The organism is Mesorhizobium sp. 2RAF45, from assembly GCF_052115225.1.
GTDB lineage: Bacteria > Pseudomonadota > Alphaproteobacteria > Rhizobiales > Rhizobiaceae > Mesorhizobium > Mesorhizobium jarvisii.
Genome location: NZ_JBFRGG010000010.1, coordinates 198,394 through 223,126 on the forward strand (window position 1 = coordinate 198,394; position 24,733 = coordinate 223,126).

General features: G+C 63.5%; 16 protein-coding genes. 9 read left to right on the forward strand and 7 right to left on the reverse strand.

The window, feature by feature from the left end; genetic code table 11:
• Positions 1-85 precede the first annotated feature (85 nt).
• Complete coding sequence (locus AB4Z43_RS23855) at positions 86-1,261, reverse strand: MFS transporter (RefSeq protein ID WP_441939084.1); 1,176 nt, start codon at positions 1,259-1,261, stop codon at positions 86-88.
• Between the two features lie 48 nt (positions 1,262-1,309).
• Here AB4Z43_RS23855 and AB4Z43_RS23860 point away from each other — a divergent pair, with 48 nt between their 5' ends.
• A complete protein-coding gene (locus tag AB4Z43_RS23860; protein ID WP_027046589.1) occupies positions 1,310-1,849 on the forward strand; it encodes an Lrp/AsnC family transcriptional regulator in 540 nt (179 codons plus the stop codon).
• Positions 1,850-1,861: 12 nt separating this feature from the next.
• Here the strand turns inward: AB4Z43_RS23860 and mtnA are convergent, their stop codons facing one another.
• Positions 1,862-2,956 carry an S-methyl-5-thioribose-1-phosphate isomerase gene (gene mtnA, locus AB4Z43_RS23865; RefSeq protein ID WP_038645256.1) on the reverse strand — a complete coding sequence of 365 codons (1,095 nt, stop codon included), beginning with the start codon at positions 2,954-2,956 and terminating at the stop codon, positions 1,862-1,864.
• Positions 2,953-4,227 (reverse strand): S-methyl-5-thioribose kinase, encoded by a 1,275-nt coding sequence (mtnK, locus tag AB4Z43_RS23870; RefSeq protein ID WP_441939085.1) that lies wholly within the window; start codon positions 4,225-4,227, stop codon positions 2,953-2,955. The genes mtnA and mtnK overlap by 4 nt, the downstream gene beginning before the upstream one ends.
• Positions 4,228-4,364: 137 nt before the next feature.
• On the opposite strand from mtnK, the gene AB4Z43_RS23875 reads away from it, so the two are divergent.
• The 3 genes from AB4Z43_RS23875 (at position 4,365) to AB4Z43_RS23885 (ending at position 8,053) form a co-directional block, all read left to right on the forward strand.
• Positions 4,365-5,876, forward strand: a complete 1,512-nt coding sequence (locus AB4Z43_RS23875; protein ID WP_027046590.1) for a sugar ABC transporter ATP-binding protein — start codon at positions 4,365-4,367, stop codon at positions 5,874-5,876.
• Between the two features lie 81 nt (positions 5,877-5,957).
• Positions 5,958-6,953, forward strand: a complete 996-nt coding sequence (locus tag AB4Z43_RS23880) for an ABC transporter permease (RefSeq protein ID WP_019856842.1) — start codon at positions 5,958-5,960, stop codon at positions 6,951-6,953.
• 47 nt (positions 6,954-7,000) lie between these two features.
• Positions 7,001-8,053 (forward strand): substrate-binding domain-containing protein, encoded by a 1,053-nt coding sequence (locus AB4Z43_RS23885; protein ID WP_027046591.1) that lies wholly within the window; start codon positions 7,001-7,003, stop codon positions 8,051-8,053.
• Positions 8,054-8,119: 66 nt separating this feature from the next.
• On the opposite strand, the gene AB4Z43_RS23890 is transcribed toward AB4Z43_RS23885, so the two are convergent.
• Entirely contained in the window at positions 8,120-10,174 is a 2,055-nt protein-coding gene (locus AB4Z43_RS23890) for a bifunctional aldolase/short-chain dehydrogenase (protein WP_064983230.1), read from the reverse strand.
• A gap of 87 nt (positions 10,175-10,261) precedes the next feature.
• Positions 10,262-11,227, reverse strand: coding sequence for a sugar-binding transcriptional regulator (locus tag AB4Z43_RS23895; protein ID WP_019856845.1), 966 nt, complete (start codon positions 11,225-11,227; stop codon positions 10,262-10,264).
• Between the two features lie 203 nt (positions 11,228-11,430).
• Between AB4Z43_RS23895 and AB4Z43_RS23900 the strand changes: the two genes are divergently transcribed.
• The 5 genes from AB4Z43_RS23900 to AB4Z43_RS23920 all read left to right on the forward strand — a co-directional run bounded on the left by AB4Z43_RS23900 (position 11,431) and on the right by AB4Z43_RS23920 (position 19,990).
• Positions 11,431-13,071 carry an acyl-CoA synthetase gene (locus AB4Z43_RS23900; protein ID WP_441939086.1) on the forward strand — a complete coding sequence of 547 codons (1,641 nt, stop codon included), beginning with the start codon at positions 11,431-11,433 and terminating at the stop codon, positions 13,069-13,071.
• Between the two features lie 185 nt (positions 13,072-13,256).
• Positions 13,257-13,865 carry a TetR family transcriptional regulator gene (locus AB4Z43_RS23905; protein ID WP_019856847.1) on the forward strand — a complete coding sequence of 203 codons (609 nt, stop codon included), beginning with the start codon at positions 13,257-13,259 and terminating at the stop codon, positions 13,863-13,865.
• A 54-nt stretch (positions 13,866-13,919) separates the two neighbouring features.
• Positions 13,920-15,062, forward strand: coding sequence for an efflux RND transporter periplasmic adaptor subunit (locus AB4Z43_RS23910; protein ID WP_441939087.1), 1,143 nt, complete (start codon positions 13,920-13,922; stop codon positions 15,060-15,062).
• 242 nt (positions 15,063-15,304) lie between these two features.
• Entirely contained in the window at positions 15,305-18,445 is a 3,141-nt protein-coding gene (locus tag AB4Z43_RS23915) for an efflux RND transporter permease subunit (RefSeq protein WP_441939088.1), read from the forward strand.
• Between the two features lie 189 nt (positions 18,446-18,634).
• A complete protein-coding gene (locus tag AB4Z43_RS23920; RefSeq protein ID WP_202360453.1) occupies positions 18,635-19,990 on the forward strand; it encodes an LLM class flavin-dependent oxidoreductase in 1,356 nt (451 codons plus the stop codon).
• A 73-nt stretch (positions 19,991-20,063) separates the two neighbouring features.
• Here AB4Z43_RS23920 and AB4Z43_RS23925 read toward each other — a convergent pair whose 3' ends face one another.
• Together AB4Z43_RS23925 and AB4Z43_RS23930 are read right to left on the reverse strand one after the other, a co-directional pair.
• Positions 20,064-21,773, reverse strand: a complete 1,710-nt coding sequence (locus tag AB4Z43_RS23925) for an APC family permease (RefSeq protein ID WP_038645270.1) — start codon at positions 21,771-21,773, stop codon at positions 20,064-20,066.
• A gap of 254 nt (positions 21,774-22,027) precedes the next feature.
• A complete protein-coding gene (locus AB4Z43_RS23930; RefSeq protein ID WP_441939089.1) occupies positions 22,028-24,397 on the reverse strand; it encodes a DUF1989 domain-containing protein in 2,370 nt (789 codons plus the stop codon).
• Between the last annotated feature and the right edge of the window lie 336 nt (positions 24,398-24,733).

Here is a 24,733-nt window from a genome sequence, read left to right on the forward strand (position 1 = left end):
GGCAGGGGTGCCGCTGTCAACCGAACGACGGGCCGGTGGCCAATCACGTTCTGTCAACTGGAACAATTCCGCAAAAAGAACCGCTCTATCGCGTGCGCCACGCAGCCGCCGCTACGGCAACCAGCATCAGCAGCGCCGCAACCATCGCGCAGACGGCAAAGCCGAAGTTGGAATAGATCGGCCCGAAGCCGGTGGTACCGATGAAGACCGCCAGATAGGTCACCGCGCTGTTCAGGCCCATGATCGTGCCGCGCCGCGAGGGGTCGAGCGCCGAGAGGCGCATCACCAGGACATTCAGCCCGAAATGATTGGCAAGCCCCCAGATAGCCACCATGGCCAGCGTCAGGCCGAAACTGTCGCTCGTCGCGGCAATGGCGACATAGACGGCGGCGACAAGAAGATAGGCGAACGGCATGACGCGACGGGCGCCCAGGCGATCGATCACGCCGTCGAGGAGGGCAGCCGTGCCGAAGCCGATGCCGTAGGCGAGCGCGGCCCAGCCATTGGCGCTCACCGATTTGCCCAGTCCGCTGTGCAGGTGGTCGCCGAGATAGCCATAGACGCCATAGAACGCGGTCATGAAGGCCGCGCAGGCGATGAGAAGTGGCACAATGCCGGGAATGCTGAGTGCCGCCAGCGGCGTCGGTGCCGGGCCGCTCTTCCTGATGTCGCTCAGCGACGTCATGGTGAGGCTGGCCAGCGCCAGCATTGCCAGCACCGCGACGGCGGCGAAGACGGCGCGCCAATGCACGAGATCGGCAAGCACGGCCGAGAGCGAGACGCCGGCCACCATGCTGAGCGTCCATCCGGTCAGCACGACGCCGATGGTGCCGCTTTCGCGGCCCGGCGGCGCGATCGCCGCTGAACTCGCATAGATCGCCGGCATGGCGACGCCGGCGGCGATGCCGGCGATGAGTTGCGCCGCGACAAGCATCATCACCGTCGGTGCTGCCGCGCTGGCAACGAGGGCAATGGCCAGCAACAGCAACGCTCCTTGCAGCATCCGGCGGGCGCCGAGCCGGTCGATGTAGCGGGCAAGGAACAGGGCGCTCGCCGAGGTTCCGAGGTCAAAAGCAGCCGCCGCGACCATGACGGTCGGGACGCTGCTTTCGAAGGACAAGGCCACCGCCGGAGCTATGGGCCCCAGCACTAGCGAATTCGATCCGATCACGGCGATGCAGCCGGTCAACAGATAGGCGAGGGCTGGGATCGGCGGCCTGGCGTCTGCTGCCAGGACTGTGGCTTGATTGCTGTTCGACATATCCTCATAATGGCCGTATTAAATTCCGTGGCAATCAGGATTGTCGACATGGATGAAGAAACAGATGGCGTTCTGCAGAACAGGCCTGCGCCCCGCGATATCGATGCGATTGACCGAAAAATATTAGGTGTTCTCGTCGACGACGCGACGGTCAGCTATGCCGAACTCGGCGATCGGGTCGGGCTTTCGCCGCCAGCCGCGCATGAACGGGTCAAACGCCTTCGGCGCAGCGGCGCCATTCGCGGCACGGCAGCGATCATCGACCCCAAAGCGGTGAAGAAGCCGCTGCTCGCCTTCGTGCATATCGACACCAGGGGCTGGGGCAAGACCCCGGAGCTGATGGCGGTTTCGCAATATCCGGAAGTCGAGGAGATCCACACCGTCGCCGGCGATACCTGCATGCTGTTGAAGGTCCGCACGGAAGATACGAGGGCGCTGGAAGGCCTGCTTGCTCGCCTCTACGAAACGCCCGGCGTCACCTCGACGCGCAGCTATGTGGTGCTGTCGACCTATCTCGAGCGTCCGGTGCAGCCCGGCATCACCGACACATGGCCGACGCCGGGGCACATGAGCAAGCCGTTGTACTAGCCGGTTTCGGCGCTATGCCCGTTCGGGGAACATTGCCTTCAGGCCCTCGCGCGAGGCCTTGGCGATGCCGCGCTCGGTGATGAGCCCGGTCACTAGCCGTGCAGGGGTCACGTCGAAGGCCGGGTTGGCGGCCGGCGTCGCTTCGGGCGAGATGCGTACCTGGGCGATCTCGCCGCTGGCGGTCTTGCCCCAGACCAGCGAGACCTCGTCGGCCGAGCGCTGCTCGATAGGGATCTCCTCGAGCCCGTCATGCACCGTCCAGTCGATGGTCGGCGAGGGCAGCGCGACATAGAACGGCACGTCATTGTCGGCGGCGGCGAGCGCTTTCAGATAGGTGCCGATCTTGTTGCAGACATCGCCGTCGGCGGTGGTGCGGTCGGTGCCGACGATGACCATGTCGATCGCGCCGCGCTGCATCAGATGGCCGCCGGCATTGTCGACGATCAGCGTGTGCGGAACGCCGTGGCCGGCCATCTCCCAGGCGGTGAGCTGGGCGCCTTGGTTGCGCGGCCGGGTCTCATCGACATAGACGTGGACCGGGATGCCGGCTTCCGTTGCCAGATAGATCGGCGCGGTGGCAGTGCCGTAATCGACGGTCGCCAGCCAGCCGGCATTGCAGTGGGTCAGGATATTGACCGTTTCGCCCGGCTGCTTGCGCGCCGCGATCGCCTTGATGATGGCGAGACCGTTCTCGCCGATGGCGCGGTTCAGTCCGACATCCTCGTCGGCGATCTCGGCGGCGCGCCGATAGGCGGCCGCGGCGCGTTGTTGCGTTGGCAGCGGCTTGAGGAAGCGCCGCATCTCGTCCAGCGCCCAGCGCAGATTGATCGCCGTCGGACGCGTCTCGTGCAGCGTCTCCCACACGGCATCGAGCGCTGCGTCGGACGGATCATCCGCCATCTGCATGGCGACGCCGTAAGCCGCGGTGACGCCGATCAGCGGCGCGCCGCGCACCCACATGTCGCGGATGGCGGTGGCGATTCCGGCAACCGTGCCGATCGTCTCGATGCGGAAATCATGTGGCAGCCAGCGCTGGTCGATGATCTCGACCGAACGGCCGTCGTCGCTCAGCCAGATGGTGCGGTAGTGGCGGTCGCCGACGTTCAAATGCTGCTCTCCTGTTCGATCAGCGCGGCCAGGGTGTTGACCTCGTCGATGCTGTGTATCTGGCGCCGGTTGACGGCGATGTGACGGCCGAATTTCAGCGCCTTTGCCTCGCAACTGGCGCGAAGCTCTTCATCGGCAATGGTCTCGAAATCGGCATTGTGGGCGAGGCCGAGGATGCGCCTGTGCACCTCGATGCCGGCAAAGCCGAGCAGATCGGTCCAGATCTGGTGCAGCATATGGTCGAGCGCCTGTTCGGCACCCAGCCTGTCGCCCTGATCCTCGAACAGGCTTTTTTGGTAGAGCATGCCGGTGCGCTCGCTGCGCCACAGATGCGAGAATTCGGCGCGGAACACCGCCCATGTCTCTGCGGTGACCCCAAGCAGATAGGCGCGCATCGCATCGCGCTTGCCCTTCTCCTCATGTCCGTGTTGCGAGAAGAACGACATCCAGAAATTGGCGAGCAGCATGCCGACATCGAAGGCCATCGGTCCGTAGAAGGCGAACTCCGGATCGATCATCCGGGTCTCCGTGTCGGTGACCATGATCGAGCCGGAATGCAGGTCGCCATGCAGCAATGTCTCGGCATTGGCGGCGAAAATGTGCTTCAGCCGCTGCGCCTCGACCTTGAGGTCGCGATCAGCGCGCAGTTCGGCGACGATGCCGTCGAGCTGCGGCGACGTATGGCGGTTCATCTTGGCGTCGAAATAGGGATCGGAAAACACCAGGTTCTCGGTGATGTCGCAGAGCTCGACATTGTCGGCGAACAGCGCGAGATCGGCCTTGCGATCCTTGGTCACCATCGACAGGTCGGAACCGCGAAACAGCGTACGGGCCATGAACAGGCCGATATCCCTGGCGATGTTGGGCAACTGGCGCCCGTCGATCAGGGCGCGCCTGAGAATGATGTGTGGCGGCGCCAGATACTCCATGATGATCAGCGCCTGGCCTTCATCGAAATGATAGATCGCCGGCACCGAGCCCGGCGCGCGCGCCTCTTGCCTTGTCAGCGCGTGATACTCGAAGAAGGAGCGCTTCAGCGGCAGCGGCCAGCTGTCGCCGACCAGGCGGACATAGGGCAGGGCCTGCTTGACCACCGCCGCGCCGCCGGCGCCCTCGACGATGAAGACGAGGTTGAGATTGCCGTCGCCGACCTCGCGGACCTTCCACTGTGTCGTGTCCCTGCCGATCTTGGCGCACAGCGCCTCGTTCGTGCCGAGGCGCGTTGCAAGCGTCTCCACCGACAGTGCTTCGAACGGCGATTTTCCGGTCATTCGTGTCCCTCCCGCCTGTGCGCTCCGATCATAAGGGAGCCTTGACGGCGGGGCCAAGCTAGGAAGCGATCTGGCAATTGTCAATCGTGTTGACAATTGCCGATGTAGCCCATAGCGTCATGGTCAGGGAGGAACGCATGGTCGGCAATGCCGTGTTCCGTGTAGAGGGACTGAGGAAATCCTTTGGCCGTAACGAGGTGCTTGGCGGCATCTCGCTCGAGCTGCATTCCGGCCAAGTCACCGTGCTGATGGGCGCCAATGGCGCCGGCAAATCCACCCTCGTCAAGATCATCAGCGGCGTCTACGAACGCGGCGGCGGCACGATGACCCTCGCGGACCAGGATTTTGCGCCGAACACGCCGGCGGAGGCGATCCGCGCCGGTGTTGTCACCGTGCACCAGAACATCAATGACGGTGTGGTCGCCGACCTCGACGTCGCCACAAACCTCACACTCGACAGGCTGAGCGGCAAGGGCGTGCCGACGCTGTTCAATCCGGCCCGCGTGCGCCGCGAGGCCAAGGCCGTCGCCGACCGCATGGGGTTGGCTATCGATCTCAAGGCCCGCGTCAACGACCTTTCGCTGGCCGATCGCCAGATGGTGGCGATCGCGCGGGCCTTGGCGCATCAGCCGAAAGTGCTGATCCTTGACGAGCCGACCTCCTCGCTCTCCAGCGCCGAGGCCGACCGGCTGTTCGCGCTGGTCGACAGGCTGCGCGAGCAAGGCGTGGCGATCCTCTACATCTCACACCGCATGTCGGACATCAGGCGGCTTGCCGACCGCATCGTCTCGATGCGCGACGGCGTCATTTCAGGTGCCTTCGACACCAAACCGCTCGACTATGAAGGCGCGGTCAATGCCATGCTCGGCCGCAAGATCCATCTCGACCAGATCGTTGCCAGGAGTTCGGCCAAGCCGGTCCTGACGGTCGAAGGCCTGCGCATCGGGCTAGGCGCCAGGCCGATTTCGCTGACGCTTGGCGATGGCGAGGTCGTCGCCATCACCGGCCTCGTCGGCGTCGGCAAGACAGCACTTGCCGAGACGCTGTTCGGCGTGCGCAAGCCGCTGACCGGCACCATGACGATGAACGGCAAGCCCTATGCGCCGCGATCGGCCGGCGATGCGATCGCCGCCGGCGTGTTCCTCGTCGCCAAGGATCGCGCCACCAGCGGCATCGTCAGCGGCTTCAACATCGAGCGCAATGTCAGCCTGCCTTTCCTCAAGCGCATGTCGACTCTTGGCGTGCTCAAGCGCCGCCTCGAACGCGCCACCGCGCGCCGGCAGATCGAGGAACTCAGCATCGTCTGCCGTTCCGAGAAAGACGAAATGTCGGCATTGTCAGGCGGCAACCAGCAGAAGGTCATGGTTGCCCGCTGGATGGCGCAGAATGCCGCGCTGTTCATCCTCGACGAGCCCTTTCAGGGCGTCGACATCTCGGCCAGGCGCGACATTGCCGCCAAGCTGAGAGCAAGCGCCAATGGCCGCGCGACGCTCTTGTTCGTCACCGAACTCGACGAGGCGCTGGAGACGGCCGACCGCATCCTGGTGATGTCGGAACACACAATCGTCGGCGAACACCGCAACGCCGAAGTCGATCTCGATCGCCTGCTGGCCGAGGTTGCCGGCGGGCCGCTGCACAGCGCCGCCTGAGCGTGGCAGCGGCTAGAATTGGAATGGAGAGACTATGCGTCCGAGTTGGATAGGAATGGCTGCGTCGCGCGGGTGCGCTGAATGACGCTGCGCGACCACGCCATACGCTATGGGTTTATCGTCCTGTTGTTCGGGCTCGTCGCCTATTTCGCGATCGCCGCCGATGGGTTTGTCTCGCCGCAAAGTGCCGTCTTCATCTTCCAGTCGGTCGCCATCACCGGCGTGCTGGCGCTCGGCGTCACCGCCACGCTGGTCGTCGGCGGCTTCGACCTGTCGATCGGCTCGGTCGCCACATCGGCCATGATGGCGGCTGCCTATGTCATGGTGGTGTTGGAGCAGAACGCCGTCGTGGCGGTCGTTGTCTGCCTGCTCATCGGTGCTATTGTCGGGCTGATCAACGGCTGGCTGATCGTCTATATGCGCGTGCCCGATCTTTTGGCGACGCTCGGCATGATGTTCCTGCTGGTCGGCCTGCAGCGCATCCCGACCGAAGGCCGCTCGATCGCCACCGGCATGACCATGCCAGACGGTTCGGTCGCCAATGGCAAGTTCGGCGACGCTTTCCTGGCGCTCGGCCGCCACCGCTTCGACTTCTTCATCCCGAACCTCATTCCGGTGTCGGTGGTGGTGCTGCTGGTGCTGGCCCTGCTGATCTGGTTCTTCCTCGAATACACCCGGTTCGGCCGCATGATGTACGCGGTCGGCTCCAACGAGCGTGCCGCCGAACTCGCCGGTGCGCCTGTCAAGGCATACAAGATCTGGGCCTACGTTATTTCAGGAGTTTTTGCCTCGATCGGCGGCATTTTGCTCGCCGCCCGGCTTGGACGCGGCGACATCGCCTCGGGTAATAATCTGCTGCTCGATGCGGTTGCCGCGGCGCTGATCGGCTACGCGGTGCTCGGTGCCGCCAAGCCGAACGCCTTCGGCACGGCCGTCGGCGCGCTGTTCGTCGGCATCCTGCTGCAAGGCCTGACGATGATGAACGCGCCTTACTACACGCAGGATTTTGTCAAGGGCGTGGTTCTGGTCGTCGCCCTTGTCTTCACCTTTGCCCTTTCGGGCAGGGGCAGGGGGTAGTCTCGACCGGACAGGATTTTGGGTTCAACAAGAGTGGAGGAAACAAGGTGAACATCACGAGAAGACTTCTGGGGAAGGTGGCGCTCGGGCTGGCCGGCGCAACCATGCTGATGCAGGTCCCGGCTTTTGCCGCGGACAAGCCGGCGCCGTTCGACAAGCCCGGCGTCAAGATCGCGCTGGTGCGCTATCTCTCGACCGGCGACTTCTTCCAGGCCTATCTCTCGGGCGTCGAGGCGCAGTCCAAGGCGCTTGGCATCGACCTGCGCGTGCTCGACAGCCGCCAGGATGCCGCCCTTCAGTCCGATATGGTCGACCAGGCCATCGCGCTTGGCGTGCAGGGTATCATCATTCAGCACGGCCTGACGGAATCGATGAAGGATGCGGCCCAGCGCGCGGTCGACGCCGGCATCAAGGTGGTGGCATTCGATGTCAATGTCGAAAACCCCAAGATCCCGCAGATCGAACAATCGGATAAAGACCTTGCCCGTCTCGCGCTCGAGCAGGCGGTGAAGGACAATGGTGATAGCTGGAATGCCGGCTATGTCTACGTCGCCGGTATCGCGCCGCTCGACCGCCGCAACGAGACCTGGGTCGACGTGAAGAAGAAATATGCAGGCATCAAGGAAGTCGCGATGTTCGGCACGCTCGACAACCCGATCGCCAACTCCGTCGCCAACCAGGCGCGCTCGGTGCTGTCGGCCCATCCCGACATCAAGGTGATGTTCGCCCCCTATGATGAATTCGCCAAGGGCGTGAAGATCGCCGTCGACGAGGCCGGCCTGAACAAGGGCATCAAGATCTATTCGGCCGACATCTCGACATCGGATATATCGGCGATGCGCGAGCCCGATAGCGCCTGGGCGGCGACCGCGGCGACCAACCCGGCCGTCGTCGGCCAGGTCTCGGTGCGCGCTCTGGCGCAACTGCTCGCCGGTGAAGATCCCGGCCACAACGTCATCGTGCCGCCGACGCTGATCACCCAGAAGGAACTGATCGACAAGGACATCAAGAACATGGAAGACCTGTCGGCCAAGCTGCCGCAGTTCGCCCATGCCGATGTCGCCATGCCGGCCTGGATGCCGAACCCGAACGCGAAGTAGGTGGCGTCATAGCGCATATGAAAAGGGCGGCCTGCGAGCCGCCCTTTTTGTTGTCTGCTGGAAAGCCTATCGCAGCGCCGCCGCGATGTTGCCGCCGTCGACCGTCGTCACGTCGGCGGTGGTGCGTTCGGCAAGCGCGTGATGCAGGAAGGCCTGCGCCACATCCTGCGCCGTCACTTCCTGGCCAAGCAGGTTGCCGGACATGTATTCCTTCTCCGACACTCCGCGCGCGCCGGAGCGGCTGGCGATCATGGCGTCGGTCAAAAGGCCGGAGCGAATACGGTCGGCGTTGACGGCGTTCGAGCGGATGCCATGGGTGCCGTAGTCGAGCGCATATTGCCGGGACAGGAACAATGTCGCCGCCTTCGGCACGCCATAGGCGCCGAATTTCGGACCGGGATTGACCGCCTGCTTGGAGGTGTTGAACAGAAGCACACCGCCGGTGCCCTGTTCGAGCATGATGCGCACGGCGTTCTGCGCCACCGACTGATGGGCGAAGAAATTGAGTTCGAAACTCTTGCGCAGCAGCGCATCGTCGAGCTCGCCGATCCGGCCTTCCCAGGCCGCGCCCGCATTGGAGACCAGGATGTCGACGCCGCCGAAGACTGCGACCGCTTTGTCGAAAGCGGCCCGCACCTGGACCGGGTCGGTGATGTCGGCGCCTACACCGATCGAATTGTTGCCGGCTTTCTTGGCGGCTTCAGCGGCCTTTTCGGCATCGAGATCGACGACGACCGCATGGGCACCATTGTCGGCGAACAATTTTGCCGTCGCAGCCCCGATCGCGCCGGCGCCGCCGGTGATCAGCACCACCTGGCCGGTCAGCGGCTTCGGCTTGTTGGAGGCAAGCTTGGCCTGTTCGAGCGACCAGTATTCGAGCGGGAACAAATCGGCCTTGGACAGCGGATGGAAACGGCCGACGGCTTCGGCGCCGCGCACCGCCTCGATCCACATCTCGCCGACATCGGAGGCGATCCTGGCATCCTTCAGCGTGCGGCCGTGGCCGAACATGCCGAGCCCCGGCACCAGCGTCAGCCGCGGCATCGGGTCGAGCATGGTGCGCTTGACGTCGTCGAGTGCGTCATTGGTCTCGAAATAGGCGCGGTACTCCTTGGCGAAAGCGTCAACATGGCTCTTGATGACGCCCTTGTAGTCGCCAACCTTGTCGGCGTCTGGCGCGGGCACCGCCATCGGTCCGGTCTTGATGCGGATCGACAGATCCGGTGTCGACACGCCGCGTCCGGCATAGTCGGCGATGGCGGCCGAATTGATGAAATCGACGATCGCGTCGGAGGTGCGGAAGTCGGAGATCATGCGATCGAAGCGGCCTTCGCCGCGCGCCACCGCAACGGCGCCGCGCAGCATCGGGGCAATGGAAGCCGGGGTCGCGAGCTTTGCCGGCAACGCTGCTTTGGCAGCCTTCGGCTTAGCATTCTCAGCGACGTACTCCTCGGCGACGTTCACATAGTGGATCATCCGGTCATAGGCCTGTTTGGCATCGTCGCCGAAGGTGAAGATGCCGTGCTTGTCGAGGATCAGTCCTTCCACCGTCGGGTCGGCATCGAAGACGTCGGCCGCCGCCTTGGCGAGGTCGAAGCCCGGCATGATGTAGGGCACATAGCCCATCTTGCTGCCGAACACCGTCTTCACCAACGGCTTCGAATCTTCCTGGTCGACGATAGCCAGGATGGCGGTCGAATGGGTGTGATCGACGAATTTGTGCGGCAGGAAGGCATGCAGCAGCGTCTCGACCGAGGGGTTGGGCGAGGAGGGGTCGATGAGGTTCGCCCGCTGCAGCGCCACCATGTCCTCATCGGCGAGCTTGTCCAGCGCGCGCGCCTTGAGCAGGGCGCGCATCTTGACCGCCGGCAGGCCCTGCGGCTCGATGACGGCCATATCCCAGCCGCTGCCCTTGACGCACAGCACATCCCATTCATCGCCGACGAGATCGGTCGCCTTGATCTTGCAGGACGTATTGCCGCCGCCATGCAGGACCAGCTGTGGCACGCCGCCCAGCAGCCGCGTCGTGTAGACGCGCAGCGCGAGGTCGCGGCCGACACCCTTTTTCGCATAGTCAGCGACGAGTTTCTCGGCCGTGTCGTCGTTCCACAAATTCTTCATGTTCGCTTCGTCCAGTTGCTGTCTTGGGTGGTGAAACAGGAATGCCGCGACGCCTTGATGACAATGCGCCGGCGAAGGGTTGCTTTTTCAGGATGCGTTTTGTGGTGCCGCTCCGGCATGATCGAGCAGCCGCTGCGCCATATGCGCGCCGACCACTAGATGCGTGCAAAGCCCGCCGGCGAGCGCCGCCAGCAATGGCTCGAACTTGCTGTCCTCCTGCACCACCATCAGGCGTTTTTCGATGGCGCGCAGCGAGGCGAGGTCAGCCGAAATGACCCGGCGGTTATAGCTGCAGTCGAGCGCCTCGCCCTTGGCGTCGATGATCTGTCCGGCGATCACGCCGGCGGCGCCGATACCGCGCAGCGCGGCCATTTCGTCCGGGTTGAGCGCGCCGCATTTGACGACGTGGCTGTCTGCATCGACGGTGCCGACGGAGAAAAGCGCGAGGTTGCAATCGCTGATGCCGGCCAGTTGTTCGCGGATCACCGGCTCGGCGCGCAGCGCACGCGCCAGCTCTTCCGTCGACAGCACCAGCGGCGCATAGAAATTAAGCCCCTTGGCGTTGAGGCGCCGCGCGATCTCCATGGTGCACTGGTCGGGCCGATAGGAGTAGGGCGCGCCGAGATTGCCGCAGAGCTGCACCACCGTGACATCCTGCAGGTCGGCATAGGACATGATGTCGGCGATCGTATAGACGGTGCGGCCCCAGGCGACGCCGATGCGGTCGCCCTTCTTGACCAGTTCGAGAAAGACGCTCGCCGCCAGCACGGCGATATCAGTCGACGGGTCCGGGATATGGCCGTTCTCCGGCGCGATCCAGACCGCGTCGAGTTTCAAGGCGTCCTCGAGCCTGCGCGCCATCACGTCGTCGGTGAACAACTGGGTCGAGGTCGAGATGTTGACGATGCCGGTCTCGCGCGCCTTGCGCAGATACATGGCCACCGAAGCACGCGAAATGTTAAGCTGGCTTGCAACCTGGTCCTGCCGCAGGCCATGCGCATAGTAGAGCCAGGCGGCTTTGTGAATGAGTTGTTCTGCCGGTCGGATCGCCATGCCGCCTCCTCGGCTGACATTAGTCGCGGCTCTCGACAAAAGTCAAATTGGCATGCGTGAGTGCGATCGCCTCGAAACAAAACGCATCCGGGATGGTCGTTCTACAAAGCCAGGACAGCATAGCATTTTCGGCCATTCAGGGGGATGGCTTGACGAGAGCCCTAAGGTTAGAAAGCTCGAAAAGGACTTTTGGGGAGGACGGGATGGGCAATCCTTACGAACAGGATCTCGACAGGAACGCGGCCAACCACCAGCCGCTGACGCCGCTCACCTATCTGGAGCGCGCGGCAAGGACGTATCCCGACCACATAGCCATCATCCACGGCCGCCAGCGCATCAGCTACCGCGATTTCTGGCGCCGCTCGCTGAAGCTCGCCTCGGCGCTGCAAAAGCACGGCATCGGCAAGGGCGACACGGTCACCGTGATGCTGTCCAACACGCCGCCAATGCTGGAGACGCATTTCGGCGTGCCGATGACCAAGGCGGTGCTGCATTCGCTCAACACCCGCCTCGACGCCGCGGTCATCGCATTCCAGCTCGACCATGCCGAGACCAAGGTGCTGATCGTCGACCGCGAATTCTCCGGCGTCGTCCGGCAGGCGCTCGATCTGGCCAAGGTCAAGCCGCTGGTCATTGACTATGACGATCCCGACTACGCCGCCGACGCCCCCTATCCGAAGGGTGAGCGGATTGGCGCGCTCGACTATGAGGATTTTGTCGCCGGCGGCGATGAGGATTTCGCCTGGTCGATGCCCGACGATGAATGGGACGCCATCTCGCTCAACTACACCTCGGGCACGACGGGCAATCCGAAGGGCGTCGTCTATCACCATCGCGGCGCCGCCCTGATGGCCTACACCAACACCATCCATGCCGGCATGGCCAAGCACGCCGTCTATCTCTGGACGCTGCCGATGTTCCACTGCAATGGCTGGTGCTTTCCATGGACGCTGGCCGTCCAGGCCGGCACCCATGTCTGCCTTCGCTGGGTGCGGCCGAAGCCGATCTACGATGCTATCGCCGATAACGGCGTCACCCATCTCTGCGGCGCGCCGGTCGTCATGTCGGTGCTGATCAATGCCAAGGATGAGGATAAGCGCACGTTCGCGCAGACGGTGACCTTCAACACCGCGGCCGCGCCGCCGCCGGAAGCCGTGCTGTCGGGCATGGCCGATGCCGGTTTTGCCGTCACCCATCTCTATGGCCTGACTGAGACCTATGGCCCGGCCGTGGTCAACGAATGGCACGGCGAATGGGACGATCTTGCCAAGGGCGAGCGCAGCGCCAAGAAGGCAAGGCAGGGCGTGCGCTATGCCGCGCTCGAAGGCCTGACCGTCATGGATCCCGAGACGATGCAGGCGACGCCGGCCGACGGCGAAACCATCGGCGAGGTCATGTTCCGCGGCAATATCGTCATGAAGGGCTATCTCAAGAACCGCAAGGCGAGCAACGAAGCCTTCGCCGGTGGCTGGTTCCATTCCGGCGATCTCGGCGTAATGCATCCCGATGGCTACATCCAGCTCAAGGATCGTTCCAAGGACATCATCATTTCGGGTGGCGAGAACATTTCCTCGATCGAGGTCGAGGATGCGCTCTACAAGCACCCGTCCGTCGCCTCCTGCGGCGTTGTGGCGCGCCATGACGACAAATGGGGCGAAGTACCGGTTGCCTATGTCGAGCTGAAGCCCGGCAAGACGGCGACCGAGGCCGAGATCATCGAGCACTGCCGTTCGCTGCTTGCCCGCTTCAAAGTGCCGAAAGCGGTGATTTTCGCCGAGATTCCAAAGACCTCGACCGGCAAGATCCAGAAATTCCGGCTGCGGGAAATGGCCAAACTCGCCTGAAGCGCCGGCGGCTTCTTCAAAAATATTTTGAGTTGCCCGCATCCTTGGGCCGCTTGGTGACGTCTGTTGGATGTCACCATCTGTCACTATCTTGTACGCGTACGTCGATTTCGCGTTGACATCCCATCTTCTTCAATTTACGAATGACGAAAATTGAAATTCGTCACTTGTCAAACGAAAGAGCTATGTCCGAAGCCGCCAACATCATGGTCGATGCCGCCAGACAGGAGAATGTGACGCGCATTCTCGACTGCGCCGAGCGCCTGTTCCGGCACTACGGCTACGGCAAGACCAATGTTGCCGACATTGCCCGCGAGCTCGGCATGTCGCCGGCCAACATCTACCGTTTCTTTGCCTCCAAGGTTGAAATCCACCAGGCGGTGTGCGGCCGGATGCTCGGGGCCAGCTACAAGATGGCCTACGAGATCATGCGCCTGCCGATTGGTGCCGAGGAGCGGCTTCGTCGCTACATCCATGCGCAATACAAGATGACGCTGGAGACCATGCTCGATGCGCAGAAGGTCCATGAGATGGTCATCGTCGCGCTGGAGCGCGACTGGGGCGTCATCGACAAGCACATCGACAGCATCCACGATCTCTTCGCGGAGGTGATACGCGAGGGTATCGAGACCGGCGAGTTCGCCGAGCAGGACCCGGTGACCGCGTCACGCTGCTTCGGCGCCGCTACGATCATCCTTTGCCATCCGCAGATGGTGGCGCAGTGCCTTGCCAAGACCAACCGGGCGATGCCCGACGACCTGATCGACTATGCGATCAAGGCCTTGAAGAAATAGCCGCCGCCCGCCGGGCGCCGGTCGACAGTTCATCTCCAGTTCGGGAGTGCCAAGGTGTCTTTGTCCCATTCCATTATCCGCCGGTTGCCGGTCGCGGGCCTGTTCGTCGCGGCGCTTGGGCTTGCCGGCTGCAGCCAGGAGAAGGCCGAGGTCAAGGAGATCATCCGCCCGGTCAAGGTCGTCGAAATCGCCCAGGTGCATGACTCCCGCATGCTCTCCTATTCGGGTTCCGTGCGGGCCCGCACCGAAAGCGCCCTGGCTTTCCGCGTCAACGGCAAGATCACCGAGCGCCTTGTCGACATCGGTCAGCACGTGGCGCCGGGCGATGTGCTCGCCCGTATCGATCCCACCGACTACGACCTTTCGGTAAAAAGCGCGCAGGCAGCGCTTGATGCCGCCGAACGGCAGGTCGAGACGACGGAGCTAGCGCGCAAGCGCGCCGAGCAGCTATTCACCAAAAACTTCGCGCCGAAATCGCAGCTCGAACAGGCGACGCTGACCCATGACCAGGCGGTCGCCACGCGCGACTCCGCCCGTTCGTCGCTTGACCAGGCCAAGAACCAGGTCGGCTATACCGACCTCAGGGCCGACAGGGACGGCATCGTCACGGCTGTCAACGCCGATGTCGGCCAGGTGGTCGGCTCCGGCACGCCTGTGGTCACTGTCGCGGTCGACGGCGAAAAGGAAGTGCTGATCGCGGTGCCGGAAATGGAGATCGCCGAGTTCAAGCCGGGCAAGTCAGTCAAGGCGGGCTTCTGGTCCGACAGCACGCTGGCGCTCGACGGCAAGGTCCGCGAGGTTGCCGGCAGCGCCGACCCGCAGTCGCGCACCTTCGCCGTCCGTGTCAGCCTGCCCAATGATCCCCGCGTGCTTCTAGGCATGACCGCCAATATCGAGGCCTCGGCCGCCAACGAGAAGCAACTGGTTTCGATCCCCTTGAGCGCCTTGGCTGAGAAAGACAGCCAGTCGATCGTCTGGACCGTTGATCGTGGCGCCGACACCGTTCATGCCCGTCCGGTGACGGTTGCCAAGTTCGCCGCCGATGGCGTGCGTGTGGCCGAGGGATTGAAGCCCGGCGATATCGTGGTCGCCGCGGGGACGCAGTTCATGACCGAGAATCTCAGGGTGAAGCTCGCCGGCGGCGTGGCGCAGCAATCAGCGTCCGCCGAGGGCGACGACGCCAGCCGGCTGCGCTGAGGACAGATAGGTCGGCCGCGCGTTCTCGCGGCCGCAGGTTTCCGGGCGGCGTGCGCCCGAAGGTTGAGACGTCACGGCCGATGTACCCCCGCATCGACCTAGCGTCCCACCGCGATGAGTGTCTCTCCGCTCGGAAAGCCTCGCCGCCCGGAAGCCAGATCGAACGCAGATGATTTCGTTTCGCGCGCCGTGCTTCTTCGAAGTGCCAGGCGCCGGCAAACAAGCAAAGTGGACCTGCAACGATGACGACCTCCACTGAAGAAAAGCGGCCCTTCAACCTGTCGCGCTGGGCCATCGGCCATCCCTCCATCGCGCGCTTCCTGTTCGGGCTGATCATCATCGCCGGAGCCCTCGGCCTGATGCGCATGGGCCAGAAGGAAGACCCCGATTTCACCTTCCGGGTAATGGTCGTGCAGGCGATTTGGCCGGGCTCCTCGATCCAGGAGATGGAAGACCAGGTCGTCAACAAGATCGAGCGCAAGCTGCAGGAAACACCGCATCTCGACTTCGTGCGCTCCTTCACCCGTGCCGGCAGTGCCATCATCACCGTGCAGATCAAGGGCGACACCAACGCCGCCGAGGTGGCGGACGCCTTCTATCAGGTGCGCAAGAAGGTCGGCGACATTTCCGGCGACCTTCCGCAAGGCCTGCTCGGTCCCTATTTCAACGATGAGTTCGGCGACACCTTCATCACCCTGCATTCGATCAGCGGTGACGGCTTCTCCTATCCGGAGCTGAAGAAGTTCGCCATCCAGGCGCGCGACATGCTGTTGACCACGCCTGGCGTCGAGAAGGCCGTCATCATTGGCGATCAGCCGGAAAAGCTCTATATCGACGTTTCGTCCAAGGCACTCGCCGAGCGTGGCTTGACGCTGCCCGACCTGCAGAACGCTATCAAGGGCCAGAACAATGTCGATCCGGCCGGTGCCGTCGACACCGGCGTCAATTCGGTGCGCATCACCGTCGAAGGCGACGTCACCAAGGCCGCCGATATCAGGGAATTGCGCCTGCGTGCCGGCGGGCAAGTCACCCGTCTCGGCGATATCGCCACCGTGACCTCCGGGCTCGAGGATCCCTTCCAGCGCAAATACCGCTTCAACGGTCATGACAGCGTGCAGCTTGGCGTCGTCATGGCCAAGGGTTTCAAGGTCACCGATGTCGGCAAGGACGTCGAGGCGACCTACAAGCGCTTCGAGGAGGCGCTGCCCTATGGCGTGTCGGTCGACCAGATTTCCGACCAGCCGGGCGTCGTCACGGATGCGGTGGCCGAATTCATGCATGCCCTCGGCGAGGCGCTGCTGATCGTGCTTGTCGTCTCGTTCCTGTCGATCGGCTGGCGTTCGGGGCTGGTCATCGCCATCGCCATCCCGCTGGTTCTGGCCGCCACCTTCGCCATCATGTACGAGCTCGGCATCGACCTGCAGCGCATCTCGCTGGGCGCCCTGATCATCGCGCTCGGACTGCTCGTAGACGACGCCATGATCGTCGTCGAGATGATGGAGCGCAAGCTGGAGGAGGGGCTGGTCAAGATCGAGGCCGCGAGCTTCGCTTATACATCGACCGCCTTTCCGATGCTGACCGGCACGCTCATCACCACCGCCGGCTTCATCCCGGTCGGCTTCGCCGCCTCCACGGCCGGCGAATATGTGCGCACCCTGTTCTATGTCGTCGGCATCGCGTTGATCGTGTCGTGGTTCGTCGCGGTCTATTTCACGCCGTGGCTCGGCAACATGATCCTCAAGCAGCGCAAGCATGCCGGCAGCCATCATGATGTCTTCGACACGCGCTTCTACCGCCAGCTGCGCTCGACCGTCGGCTGGGCGGTGCGCCACCGCATAATCGTGCTCGTCATGACGCTGGTGACTTTCGGCACCAGCCTGTGGGCGTTCCAGTTCATCCCGCAGAACTTCTTCCCGCAATCGTCGCGGCCGGAAATCCTTGTCGACCTCTGGCTGCCGGAAGGCACCAGCATCAAGGAGGTCGAGGCGCAGGCCAAGGCGCTGGAAGCCAAGATGATGGACGACAAGGACAAGCGCTTCATCGCCACCTATATCGGCGAGGGCGCGCCGCGCTTCTTCCTGCCGCTCGACCAGCAACTGCGCAACCCAAACTTCGCCCAGATGCTGGTGATGGCCAATGACGAGCCGGCGCGCGAGCGGCTGATCGTCAAGCTGCGAACGGTTCTGGCCGAGGATTTCCCCTCGATCCGCGCCAAGGTCGACCGCCTGTTCCTCGGCCCGCCGACCGGCTGGCCGGTTCAGATGCGCGTCATGGGTCCCGACCGCCAGGAGGTGCGCCGCATCGCCGACCAGGTGAAGGCGAAATTCCGCGAGGATCCGTTGCTGGCCGCGGTGCATGACGATTGGCTTGAGCCGGTGCCGGCGATGAAGCTGGTCATCGACCAGGATCGCGCCCGGGCGCTAGGCGTCACCTCGCAACGCATCCGCCAGATGCTGCAGGCGACCATGGCCGGTGCGCCGCTCGACGACTTCCGCGACGGCGAGGAGACGGTCTCCATCGTTGCCCGCGAGCCGGATGCCAGCCGCAGCCTGCTGTCCTCGGTCGACTCGGTGTATATCCCGACCGATTTCGGCGGCTTCGTGCCGTTGTCGCAGGTGGCCAAGGTGGTGCCGGTGCTTGAGCAAGGGATCGAATGGCGCCGCGACCGCCTGCCGACCATCAGCGTGAGGGCAACGCTGCCCGACGGCGTGCAGTCCAACGATGTCGTCACCAAGATGTACAAGGACATGCAGGGCCTGCGCGACGGCCTGGCGCCCGGCTACAAGATCGAGATCCAGGGCGGTGCCGAGGATTCGGCCGAAAGCCAGGCCTCGATCGCCGCCAAGGCGCCGATCATGCTGGCCATTATCGTGGTGCTCTTGATGATCCAGCTGCAGAACTTCGGCAAGGCGATGCTGGTGCTGGCCACCGGTCCGCTCGGCATCATTGGTGCGGCTGCCGCGCTTTTGATCAGCGGTGCGCCGTTCGGCTTCGTCGCCATCCTCGGCGTGATCGCGCTGCTCGGCATCATCATGCGCAACTCGATCATCCTGGTCGACCAGATCGACCAGGACATCGCCAGAGGCATGGAGCGCTCGGAGGCCATCATCGGCTCGGCTGTGCGCCGTTTCCGGCCGATCGTGCTGACGGCGATGACGGCGGTGCTGGCGCTGATCCCGATATCGCGCGCCGTGTTCTGGGGCCCGCTCGCCTACGCCATGATGGGCGGCATCGTGGTTGCCACCGTGCTGACCATCCTGGTGCTGCCGGCAGGTTACGCGCTGTTCTTCGGCCGCGAGCCGAAGAAGGCGGTGAACAGCGACCAGGCGCCCGAACCAGAGTTGGCGACCGAGCGGCCGCAACTGGCCCTGGCCGCGGAATAGAGCGGTTCTATCGCACCATCCGCCATCGGCTATGGCGGATGATGCGGCGTGACGGCTGCTCCGTTGCGCCGATGAAAATGCTCCCCGCTGCCGATTCTGCAAAACAGAATTCCTTCCCAGGGCCGCAAAGCGGTTCCATCCTGCGCGACACCGGAGCGGCAACGCTCGTCCTCATCAGGGTGTCTTTCCATGACAGAAAAACGGCAATTGCGGCTTGGCGCCTTCATGCGCCCGGTCAGCTTGCACACCGGCGCCTGGCGCTATCCCGGCGCCTATCCCGACGCCAACTTCAACTTCGCGCATCTGAAGCGCTTCGCCCAGACGCTGGAAGCCGCGAAGTTCGACGCCTTCTTCATGGCCGACCATCTGGCCGTGCTCAACATGCCGATCGAGGCGCTGCGCCGCAGCCACACCGTCACCTCGTTCGAGCCGTTCACGCTGCTGTCGGCGCTGGCCGCCGTCACCGATCATATCGGTCTCGTTGCCACCGCGTCGACGACCTTCGACGCGCCCTATCACATTGCGCGCCGTTTCGCGTCGCTCGACCATATCAGCGGCGGCCGTGCCGGCTGGAACATCGTCACCACGTCCAACCCGGATGCGGCGCTCAATTTCGGGCTGGACGAACATGTCGAGCATGACGAGCGCTATCACCGGGCGCGGGAATTCTACGATGTCGTGACCGGCCTGTGGGACAGTTTTGCCGACGACGCCTTCATCCGCGATGCCGAGAGCGGGCTCTATTTCGATCCCGCCAAACTGCATGTGCTGGACCACAAGGGCGAGCACATCTCGGTGCGCGGGCCGCTCAACATTGCGCGGCCGGTACAAGGCTGGCCGGTCATCGTTCAGGCTGGTGCCTCGGAAGCCGGGCGGCAGCTGGCGGCCGAGACGGCGGAGGTGATTTTCGCCGCCCATGGCGATCTTGCCGCCGGGCAGCGCTTCTATGCCGACGTCAAGGGCAGGGCACAGAAACTCGGCCGCTCCCGCGACGACATCAAGATCCTGCCTGGCGCTTTCGTCATCGTCGGCGACAGTGTCGAGGACGCGCGGGCCAAGCGGGCGAAGCTCGACAGCCTGGTTTATTATGAAAGCGGCATTGCCTCGCTATCGATCGCGCTTGGGCATGATGCGTCGGCCTTTGATCCTGACGCCGCTTTGCCTGACATACCGGAGACCAATGCCTCGAAGAGCAGCCGCGAGCGCGTCATCGAGCTTGCCCGGAACGAAAATCTCACGGTGCGCCAGCTTGCCCAGCGGCTGGGCGGTTATTCCGGCCTCGCCTTCGTCGGCACACCGCAAACCATTGCCGACGAGATGGAGGAATGGCTTGTCACCGAGGGATCGGACGGCTTCAACATCATGTTTCCCTATCTGCCCGCCGGGCTCGACGATTTCGTCGAGAAAGTGGTGCCCGAGCTGCAGCGGCGCGGCATCTTCAGGCGGCAGTATGAGGGATCGACGCTGCGCGAGAATCTCGGCCTGAAGCGGCCGCCCAACCGGTTCTTCGAAGACGCGAAATCGGCAGTTCGCAAGGCTGGTTGATGCGAGGCTCTGGTCGGTGGCCGAAAAGAATCGGGCGCGCCGAAGCGCGCCCTATGTCTGATAAATCGGCCTGTCAGATGACGAATATCCAGTTGGCGATCAGCATCACCGCCACGCCGGCGACCAGCGTCAGATAGGGCAGCATGCCTGCTTTCTTCACCGCCAGGTCCGCTCCCGTCATGCCGAGATCGGCCAGCATGTGGTCGGGGAACTTGCCCTTGTCCTGGATGTAGTGGCGGAAGCAGAACACCGGGATGATCAGCGCCGCCGTGATCAGCCCAGCCCACAGCGCCATCGGGTTCCACACCTTGGCGCCGGCACCCATGAAGACGGCGTTGACGTAGGCGAAGATCGCTCCGATCCCGAGAAGCCAGGTCGGCGCTTTCCACGGCCGTGCGATATGGCCGTTGTCGATGCGATGGATCCAGCCGGCATTGAGGTTGAGGAAGTTGAAGATGATGTAGCCGCAATTCGACACGGCGAGGATGAAGAAGAAGCTCGTCGCGTCGGCCGAGGCGATGGCCAGCACGATCAGGTTGAAGCAGAGGTCGGTCCACATCGCCCGTGTCGGGGCGCCATGTTCGTTGACGTGGCTGAGATAGCGCGGCAGCCAGCCATCGACCGAGCCCTGATAGAGCGTGCGCGAGGAGCCGGCCATCGCCGTCATGATGCACAGGACCAGCGCCAGGATCATCAGCATCACCAAGAGGCTGTGGATGATCTTGCCGCCGCCGACCATGCCGGCCAGTGCATCCGCCACGCCGGAGCCGTCGACGATCGGTGTCGCCAGCATGCCGTTCAAGCCGAGCACGCCCTGGAAGGTGAAGGGCACCAGGATGAACAGAAGCATGCAGAGCAGGCCGGAATAGAAGATGGCCTTGAACGTGTCGGTGCCGGGGTTCTTGAACTCGGAGGTGTAGCAGACGGCGGTTTCGAAGCCGTAGGTCGACCAGGCGGCGATGAACATGCCGCCGAGCACCAGCGTCCAGCCGGCGATGTTCCAGGCGCCCGGGTCCGGCGCATAGGCGGCGGCCAGCGGCACCAGCGGCGAGAAGTTGGCCCAGTTGATCTGTCCGGTGAAGATCGGCACGACGCCGACGATCAGCATCGGGATGATGACCAGCAGGCCGATATATTTCTGCACATTGGCCGTGCCGAGGATGCCGCGATGCTGGATCGAGAAGATGATCAGCATCAGCACCGCGCCGATGAAGAAGGTCGCGTTGAGCGTGAAGGAAACCGGACCCAGCGTGTGGCTGTACAGCGTCCAGTTGCGGATCGCCGGTGTCGCGGCCGCGGTCACCGCGGTGATGGCGTCGGCGGGCGCCGTTCCGGCATGCGCCGCTATATAGGCGACGACATCAGGCGAGGTCTCGGTGAACAACGGCACCGGCGCCAGCGCATTGAGGATATAGGCTGCGGCGATCGAGCAGCCGAGCGACAGCACCGGCGACCAAGCGAACCAGTTGCACCACACCGACAGCGGCGCGATGAACTTGGAGTAGCGCAGCCAGGCGGTGGCGCCGTAGATAGAGGCGCCGCCCGACTTGTTCGGGAACAGGCCGGCGATCTCGGCATAGGTGAAGGATTGCAGGAAGCCCATGATCATGGAGACCGTCCAGATCAGGAAAGCCAGTGTCCCCGTCGTGCCGGCGATGCCGCCGATCGAAAACAGGACCAGCGCCGGAACGCCGCTCGCCACCCAGAAGGCGCCGCGCCAGTCGATATGCCTGAGCAGCTTGCTTTCGGCAGGCTGCTCGAGGGCCGTGCTTATGGTGCTCATGTCAGTGACTTCCCCTTTTTCCAGTGTTCCCCGCCAGCGATGCCTCGGCTTTGCGAAGCTTGCTCCCCGGCACATGACCTTACGACTCCGGTGTTTCCACTCAGTCGCATTTTTTTCTTAGGAGTGAAGATTGATCCGGCGCGCTTTCACGTCAAGCGTTTTGTGACGCCGTGCACATCACGCTTGCGCGCGTACGCAACAATACGTCTCGCGGCACCGCCGGCGCCCGGTTTTGCCTGTCCGGAAGGCAGCAGTCACGAGCGAGGTCTGGTCTTCTGCGGATCGTAATGGGCGAAGGCGACGACGCGCGCCGGCAGCCGCTTGGCATGGCCGTCGAGCTTGCCGATCTCGACTTCGGTACCAACAGCCGCATGGGTGACGTCGAGCCTGGCCAGCGCAATGTTCTTGTTCAGCACCGGCGAGCGCATGCCCGAGGTGACGACGCCGATCTGGGCACGTCCGACATGCACACAATCGCCATGGCCGACCGCGACATTGCTGTCGATGTCGAGCCCGACCAGTTTGTTCTGCGGGTTCTCCTTGCGTCGGATCAGCGCGTCGCGGCCGATGAAATCGTCGGTCTTGCTCTTCAGCGGCACGGTGAAGCCGATGCCGGCCTCGAACGGATCGGTCTGGTCGGAAAATTCATAACCGGCGAAGATCAGCCCGGCCTCGATGCGCACCATGTCGAGCGCCTGCAGCCCCATCGGCTTCAGCCCGTGCGGCTGGCCGGCTTCCCAGATGGCGTCGAACACTTTTTCGGCGTCGCGCGGATGGCACCAGATCTCATAGCCGAGCTCGCCGGTATAGCCGGTGCGCGAGACGACGATCGGAATGCCGTTGCCGCCGCCGATGCGGGCGACCGCGAAGCGGAACCATTCGAGCTCATCGATCGACGGCTGCAGCGGCGAAGTCCAGATCACTTCTCTAAGGATATCGCGGCTCTTTGGACCCTGTACGGCGACATTGTGCATCTGGTCGGTCGACGACCGCACCAGCACGTTGAGGCCGAGCTTTGTCGCCGTTTCGCGCAGCCATTCGCCGGACAGATCGTCGCCGCCAACCCAGCGGAAATTGTCCTTGCCGAGCCTGAGCAGCGTGCCGTCATCGATCATGCCGCCATGCTCGTAGCACATGGCGGAGTAGACGACCTGGCCGACGCCAAGTTTTTTCACGTCGCGGGTCAGCGTGTATTGCAGCAGCGCTTCGGAATCCGGGCCGGTGACCTCGAATTTTCTGAGCGGCGACAGGTCCATGATCACGGAGTCCTGCCGACAGGCCCAGTACTCGGCGATGGCGCCTTCCCTAGCGAAGGAATTGGCCAGCCAGTAGCCCCTGTATTCCGAGAAATTGCGGGTGTGCTTGGCAAAGCTCGAATGAAAGGATGTCTCGCGGGTCATTTTCGGTTCCGAATCGGGCGTCATGCGTCTGGCGATCGCTCGCGAGAATTTGTGCTGGCCGGAATAGGTCCGCACATGGATGTCGGTGAGATCCCAGCCATTGGCCGGCGTCGTGTCGTCGGGACAGGCGGAGGAGACGCAGATGATGTCGGCCAGCGCCCTGAGCAGCACATAGTCGCCCGGCCGCGACCATGGCTCGTCGGAAACCATCACGCCATGCGCATCGATCGCCGTGTTGAAGAAGAAGTTGATCGCCATCCAGCCGGCGCGGGGGTTCACACCTTTGTCCGACAGGGCGCTGTTGAAATTCTCCGAGCAGTTGGTGTGGCCGGGATAGCCGATATCGTCGTAATATTTGGCGGCACACGCCAGTGCGAAGGCATCATGCCGGCCGCATGTGTCCTGCACCACCTCGACCAGCGGCTCCATGTCCTGGTCGTAATATTTGGAATGCAGGCCGGGCATCGGATAGCTCGACCCCATCAGCGTGCGGGTCGTCGTCACATCGAGCGGATGGTCGAGGCCCTTGTCCAGCTTGCGCGCCGAGAAGCACTGGAAATCGGTGCATTGGCGCCCGTCGACATCGATGATCTGCAAATAGTCGCCGGCCTTGACGAAGTAGGATTCCGCCGTTGCCGAATGGACGCGCAGATCGAGCACCGGATCGGCGAGGGGATTGGCCAACTGCGATTTTGTTTTCAGGCGGATCGTGGCGCGGCGCACGATGACGGTGAGCGGTGTCGCCGTATCATGGCCGTCGACCAGCATCGGCCCGCCGGGCGCAGCGATGATTATAGAGCCGTCGCGCGTGACGGTGAAACTCTGTTCCGTACCGGCGGGTGTTGTGCTGCCGAACACGCGCAGCGCCTTTGCCTGATCGAGCACCACCTGCCGGCGCGCCAGTCCGCGGCGCAGGGACGCGAGGCTGTCATCGCCCTCGGCGAGGAGCGCCTTGATACCCGCGGCATTGCTGTTGGATTTCTCGCCAAAGATGCCGGGATCGGTGATGCCTGTGGTATCCCAGGCCAGCAACTCGCAGGCCTGGCCGCCTTCGGCATTGCGCACCGTGATCGTGTCGCCGGCTTCGACCTCGATCAGTACCGCGCCATTGCCTTGGATCGTGTAGCGTTCCAGGCCCGGCGGCAGCGCGATCTGGCCGGGCCTCAGGATGAGGCTCGGGCGCGGCGGTCCGGCTGTGATTGTTGGGTAGGGCGACTGGCTCATCTCAGCCTTGCGGTTCGAGAAACAAGTTTGCCTGTGTGTGAAATTATTTTAGCAGCAAGAATAGCAGCGCGATTGCGTTTGGCAAGGCGAAGGGCGCATCTTCCCTTCTCCCCTTGTGGGAGAAGGTGGATCGGCGCGCAGTGCCGAGACGGTTGAGGGGTGCGTGACGGAGTGCCGTCATTGCCAAGCTGGAACACCCCTTGTATCTGCACGGAGGAGACTTTGTGCGATGGAAGCGACTGAGCCTCGAACCGGACGGCCATCCGATTCGAGGCTTGGCGAAGTCGCCCGACACCCCTGCGGCTACAACCGTGGATGAGCCTGGGATCTTCGTCT